This is a genomic window from Pseudoalteromonas sp. 20-92 (assembly GCF_030847595.1).
Taxonomy (GTDB): domain Bacteria; phylum Pseudomonadota; class Gammaproteobacteria; order Enterobacterales; family Alteromonadaceae; genus Pseudoalteromonas; species Pseudoalteromonas fuliginea.
Genome location: NZ_JANJGQ010000031.1, coordinates 39,472 through 45,471 on the forward strand (window position 1 = coordinate 39,472; position 6,000 = coordinate 45,471).

General features: G+C 39.4%; 4 protein-coding genes and 1 pseudogene. 2 read left to right on the top strand and 3 right to left on the bottom strand.

The genetic code is table 11. The features are described from left to right. The first annotated feature begins 247 nt into the window (after positions 1 to 247). Positions 248 to 2,665 (top strand): TonB-dependent receptor, encoded by a 2,418-nt coding sequence (locus NRL14_RS19080; RefSeq protein ID WP_306725374.1) that lies wholly within the window; start codon positions 248 to 250, stop codon positions 2,663 to 2,665. Between the two features lie 85 nt (positions 2,666 to 2,750). Next, complete coding sequence (locus tag NRL14_RS19085) at positions 2,751 to 4,331, top strand: sulfotransferase (protein WP_306725375.1); 1,581 nt, start codon at positions 2,751 to 2,753, stop codon at positions 4,329 to 4,331. 87 nt (positions 4,332 to 4,418) lie between these two features. On the opposite strand, the gene NRL14_RS19090 is transcribed toward NRL14_RS19085, so the two are convergent. The 3 genes and pseudogenes from NRL14_RS19090 to NRL14_RS19100 all read right to left on the bottom strand — a co-directional run. After that, on the bottom strand, positions 4,419 to 4,580 hold the full coding sequence (locus NRL14_RS19090) for a GNAT family N-acetyltransferase (protein ID WP_306725376.1): 162 nt from the start codon (positions 4,578 to 4,580) through the stop codon (positions 4,419 to 4,421). Between the two features lie 29 nt (positions 4,581 to 4,609). Next, the gene (locus NRL14_RS19095) at positions 4,610 to 4,906 is read right to left on the bottom strand and encodes a GNAT family N-acetyltransferase (protein ID WP_306725377.1); all 297 of its coding nucleotides are present in this window, start codon (positions 4,904 to 4,906) and stop codon (positions 4,610 to 4,612) included. Positions 4,907 to 5,617: 711 nt separating this feature from the next. Continuing rightward, positions 5,618 to 6,000: pseudogene (locus NRL14_RS19100) on the bottom strand (hypothetical protein); the annotation flags it as partial.

Sequence of the window (6,000 nt, forward strand, 5' to 3'; positions counted from 1 at the left end):
CATCTTTAAAATATGAATGACTATTTACCTTTAAACAAGGGTGTGATTTTTAACCTAACTGTACCTAATAGCACTAAGCTATTGCTTATATTGCCTATTAGCTAAATAAAAACCCCACACATAAACCATATTTATTCTATAAAAGTGAATTAAAATTCAATTTAAACATTCCAAGCTACTTCACTCCCTGATAAACTGCTTAACTTAATTTACTAATGTAAAACATTTGAACCGGGGATCACTTTTTATGTTTAAACCAAGCTTGTTAACCTTGGCTATTTCGAGCGCTGTTTCTAGCGTATTTTTATTGCCTAATGCCGCACTTGCTCAAGAAGAAGTTGCAGCTAAAAACAAATCACTCGAAGTAATCGAAGTTACAGCAACAAGGCGCAGCGGCTCTGTGCAAAATGCACCGTTAAATATTACAGCCCTAGACGCTGATATAATGAAAGATCAAAATATCAATGAGCTTGCGGATGTAGCGCGCTGGGTACCTGGTTTAACAATTACCGATCAAGGTGGCCGCTCTGGCTCGCCTATTATTGTTCGTGGTTTAAATACTAATTCATCTGGTCCATCATCAGATGGCGGCACCGTATCTACTTACATTAACGAAATTCCGGTTTCGGTAGATATGCGCCTAGTAGATATTGAGCGTGTTGAAGTATTAATTGGGCCACAAGGCACGCTTTATGGTGCAGGCACATTAGGCGGCGCAATTCGCTACATGCTTAAACAACCTGAGCTTGATTTTACATCGCTTGAAGTATACGGCGACCTATTTCAAACAAAAGAAAGTGACTCTTTAGGTGGCGAAGGCGGCTTTATATTTAACCTTCCTATTATCGAAGATAAATTAGCAGTACGCGCCAGCTTAAACGTATATGAAGATCCGGGTTTTATCGATTACGGCTACGTAGTACGTGAATCTGGCGTATCGTTGCCAGATCCAGATTGGAGCGACAGCTCAGCAGTTAATAACAACCTTAAAAATGTGAAAGACGCCAACGGCGAAACCACCACTACTGGTCGTATTTCTGTTCGCTTTAAACCAAATGAATCGTTTGAAGGTACGCTTAACTACTTTTACCAAAACCAAGACAGCGAAGGCCGCTCGATTGTTCATTACAACAGCCTTAATGCAAACAACGGTTTAAGCGACGTAATAGGTAAATACGAATCGGCTTATCGCTTTGAAGAGCCGCGCGAGAAAAAAGATCAATTACTAAGCCTTGAACTAAAAGCCGATTTAGGTTTTGCTGAGCTAGTATCGGCAACGGGTATTTCGAGCTTTGATGCCGACGGTCAACGCGACCAAACAGACTTACTTATTCGCCTAGATTACGGCTATGAAGAATTTCCATCGTTTTCAGCCTTTACCCGCGAGATTGAAGAAGAAGACACCTTCACCCAAGAGCTGCGTTTAGTATCGCAAGGCGATAGCGACTTTAACTGGATTGTGGGTGGCTTTTACAACAAAACAGAAACCGAAGCGTCAAGCCGAGAGTTTACGCCTGGGTTTGACCAATTCGCTATTGATAACTTTGGTGGCGAGCAGCTAAGACCTGACTCATTAGAATACTTAGAGCTTACAAAAAGCACCGTCACTGAGTCTGCACTATTTGGTGAAGTTGGCTACCAAGTTACCGAAAAATTAGATATTACCATTGGTGCACGTTTTTACGAATACGATGTAGAATCGCAAGCTGCTTTTGACTTTCCACTAGCAAATACATTATATGGTGGCGTAGATCCTGATGTAATCACTGTTGCATACGAAAAAGATAAAGCTGGCGATAACGGTAACTTATTTAAATTTAATGCTAAATACCAGTTTACTGATTCAGTAATGGGTTATGTAACGGTAAGTGAAGGCTTTAGAATTGGCGGTTCTAACGGTTTAGTGTCATGTGAGGAAGCTATTTCGGAGGATCAACAAAAAGGCTGTGGTCAACCTGACGAATTATTATTTGAAGCCGACACAACAACTAACTACGAGCTAGGTTTTAAAAGTACATGGTTTAGAAGCCAGCTACACTTTAATGCCGCGTTATTTAATATAGATTGGGATGATGCACAAATTACGGGCGCTACGGATATAGGCCAATTAACATATATTTCAAACGCAGGTAGCGCTAATGCAAAAGGGGTAGAAATTTCAACCCGCGCTATTTTATCTGACTCGTTTTCGGTTTACGCAACCTATGCTTATACAAAAGCAGAGCTAACATCAGATGCACCATTTTTGTTTAATGCCGACGGTACCGGTGGCGCAGAAGACGGCGACCGTTTGCCAGGTTCGCCTGAAAACCAATTTTCGATGGGTGTAAACTATCAAACAGACGTGTTTAACGACAAAACGCTTGATATTAACTACGGTTTAACCGCGCAAAGCGACGTGCTTTCAAGAGTAGGACTTCGTGATAACGGCGAAACACTACCAGGTTACAGCTTAAGTAATATATCAGCTAAATTAACAGCCGATGCATGGTCAACTACGCTATATGTTGATAACCTATTCAACAAATACGCGGTTACCTCCGTTCGTCGTTCAGATGCCGATATAACATCCGCTAATGGCGCCGACATACAACGTAACTACGGCCATTACATTAATCGCCCGCTTACGGTAGGTGTTAAATTTAACTACAAATTTGAAATATAATTTATAGTAATTTTTAAACAATGTTTTAAGGCTCAAATTTATTTGAGCCTTTTTATTTTCTTTCACAAAATAATTACCAAAAACCATGCAACCAAATTTAAAGCAACTTCATCAAAGCGCAATACACTCCCTAAACCAAGGTAAAATAGAGCAAGCACACAAAGCCCTAGTGGAGTTAGTTACACTCAAACCAGACTTTGCTGATGGGTATTTTTTGCTGGCAATGGTTAATTTAACTGTTGGGCAAATACACAAAGCAATAAAGCTCATCGAAAAAGCCCTCACACTTGGCCAAAGTATTGAATACACCGCGCAACTTGCTAAATGTTACGCACTTACTGGCGAATTACAAAAAGCAAAAAATACTGCCCTATCGGTTTCATTAAAACAAATAACTAAAGCGCTTGATGCCGACACACTTGGCGTTGCACTTACTCAAGCAGGTATTCACAAGCAAGCACTTAACTACTTTGAATGCGCTATAAAACTGGCTAAAGCGGCTAACAAAGCTCAACCCCCGTTTTATTATAACTACGGTGTAAGCGCTAAGTTTTTAGGATTATTCGATAAAGCCCAACACGCTTTTGAAAACGCCATAGCGCTTAACCCACTGCATCATCAAAGTCATTTTGCATTAAGTGATTTAACTAAAGTAAGTAAGCAAAACAATCATATTGAGCGCTTAAAAAATGTATTTGAGCAAGTAACACACCCCGATGCAAAACTACATATTGGCCATGCTTTAGCTAAAGAGTATCAAGATATTGGTGAATTTTCAGAGGCTTTTAACGCGTTAGAGCAAGGTAAAGTAGCAAAACGTGCTGTGCAGCCGTTTGATCATAAAAGCTCAACTGAGTTATTTGAACATATTAAACGCTTAAGTGAGCAGCATAAACAAGCGCCAACACAAGGTAACCCAACGGCCGAACCTATTTTTGTATTGGGCATGCCCCGCTCTGGCACCACACTAGTTGAGCGTATTTTATCAAGCCACAGCGACGTGCAATCAGCCGGTGAATTACAAGACTTTGGCCTAAGTGTTAAAAAGCTAAGCCAAACGCAAACACCTCATGTACTCGACACTCAAACACTCAGTAAAGCCTACGAGCTTGATTTTAATCAGCTTGGGTCAACCTATTTAAACGCAACACGCGTAATAACAGGCAGCCATAAGCACTTTATTGATAAGCTCCCGTTTAACTTTTTTTACATCGATTTAATAACCAAAGCACTGCCAAACGCTAAAATTATTTGTATGCTGCGCAATCCAATGGACACCTGTATTGGTAACTATCGCCAGCTATTTACCATTAATAACCCCTACTACGCGTACTCGCTCGACTTACTCGATACCGCTAAATTTTACAGCCGTTTTTACAACCTAATGCAGCACTTCAGCATGCAACACAGCAATATAAAATTAGTAAAATACGAAGAATTAGTCTCACAGCCCGAGCAGCAAATTAAAGAGTTAGTCAGCTTTTGTAACTTAGAGTGGCAAGAGAAATGTATAGATTTTCACTTAAACACCGCACCGGTCTCTACCGCCAGTAAAGTACAAGTACGCAAACCATTAAATAGCAAAGCAATTGGGCGTTGGAAGGCGTTTAAGCCCCATACTGATAAAGCAGTGGAGTACTTTTTAAAACAAGGTATTAGCGCTTAGTAAGCGTGTTTTATTATGGTTAGTGAAAGCAGCGACGCTGGTCGCTTTATTCCAATTACTAGCAGAGATAAATCATAATGTTCGAAGTTACACACCTACAACTTTACTTCGCCTTTCAATTAGTACAACGTCACGCCAAACATTATTCATTTGACCAAGTTTTTCACGAATACCTAGTTGGCGGAAGTTATTATTTTTATGAAGTTTGAGGCTACCTTTATTTTCAGGAAAAATAGCAGCTTGAAGCATCCATATGTTATTTCTCTCAGAATCTGAAATTAGATTTGAAAGTAATTTTGCCCAATTCCTTTTCCTTGAGCATCCAATGCAACATACACACTAACTTCTGCTACGCCAAAATATACTTCTCGAGTTGATATGGCTGAAAGTGCAGCCCAGCCTAGAATATTATTATTGTCCACTGCCACAATCCGAGAGTGACTAAGCATTGAATTATTCCACTCATCCCAACTTTTAGTTACCTGCTGGAAGGTGGCGTTTCCGGTATCAATACCTTGCTTATATATGCTTTGCACTGAAGGATAATCAGCCTTATCAAACGCACGAATAATCACAAATCCCTCCGAGGCAACTAACGAGCCTTTAGATTAACTCGTTTTTAATTTATTTTTATTGATGGTTTAACCATAGCTGAGTTCCTATTTTGGTTCAATCGATTACAGTGTTTTATGCAGAATATAAAGTGGGCGTTTGGTGTTGTTTTAATTAGTGTTTTGAAACGGGTTACCGATATTTGAGAAAAACGGCGAAACTAGACAGCCACTTTAATTATACAAGCCAAACTGTGTCATAAAATTTATCTTTTAGGTTAAAAATTTACCTTTCCTACTGGATTACTTTCATTTCACCTATTAAATAAGTCATTAACTCTATTAAACCTAAATCACACGCATAAAAATGGCTGCATGGTGCAGTTGTGATTTATTACTGAATAGTTTTACTGAGTAGCTTAAGCTTTATGCAAGTAGCTTTTCGCAGTTACTGATATTCGCTCGCCGCTTTCGCTTCAAGTTTTCACAATAACTTGCTTGTGAGGCTGGCCTGCCTACAAAACGGCGAAACTAGACAGCCACTCCAAATAAATAAAGTCAATCTAGGCTAGATTCACTTTTTAGGTTAAGAATTTATCTTTTACTACTCGGTTACTTACTTTTCATCCATAAAATAACTCATTATCACGCTTAAACCTAAATTAAGCGCATGAAAATAACTGCATAATGCAGTTGTGATTTATTACTGAATAGTTTTACTGAGTAGTTTAAATTTTATGCCAGTAGTTTTTCGCAGTTACTGATATTCGCTCGCCGCTTTCGCTTTAAGTTTCACAATAACTTGCTTGTGAGGCTGGCCTGCCTACTGCGCCATGAAATACGCGCGTAAATTGGGTTGTAAGCTTTAACCAGTTTTCTAAAGATATATTCACCCTTTCTAGTAAAGGCAAGTGTGTACTTTCAATATAACCGCGTTTGTCTTCTCGTATACAACGTCCTGTTAATTCAACAAGTTCAAGGTACGATTTAAGCTCAAACGGGAGTCCTTTTGGCATTATCTGACGTGGTATTCCTGCAAAACGCAGTAGTTGTTTTGGTTGTTTGCCTTCTTTTGCGTATGTTAGTCGTTGTTTAACGCTGGTGTGGTCTGATTCCTC

Bases quoted from the DNA above. Each gene is read 5' to 3' on its own strand.
- NRL14_RS19085 (WP_306725375.1), top strand. From the start codon at position 2,751: ATGCAACCAAATTTAAAGCAACTTCATCAAAGCGCAATACACTCCCTA.
- NRL14_RS19080 (WP_306725374.1), top strand. From the start codon at position 248: ATGTTTAAACCAAGCTTGTTAACCTTGGCTATTTCGAGCGCTGTTTCT.
- NRL14_RS19090 (WP_306725376.1), bottom strand. From the start codon at position 4,580: ATGCTTCAAGCTGCTATTTTTCCTGAAAATAAAGGTAGCCTCAAACTT.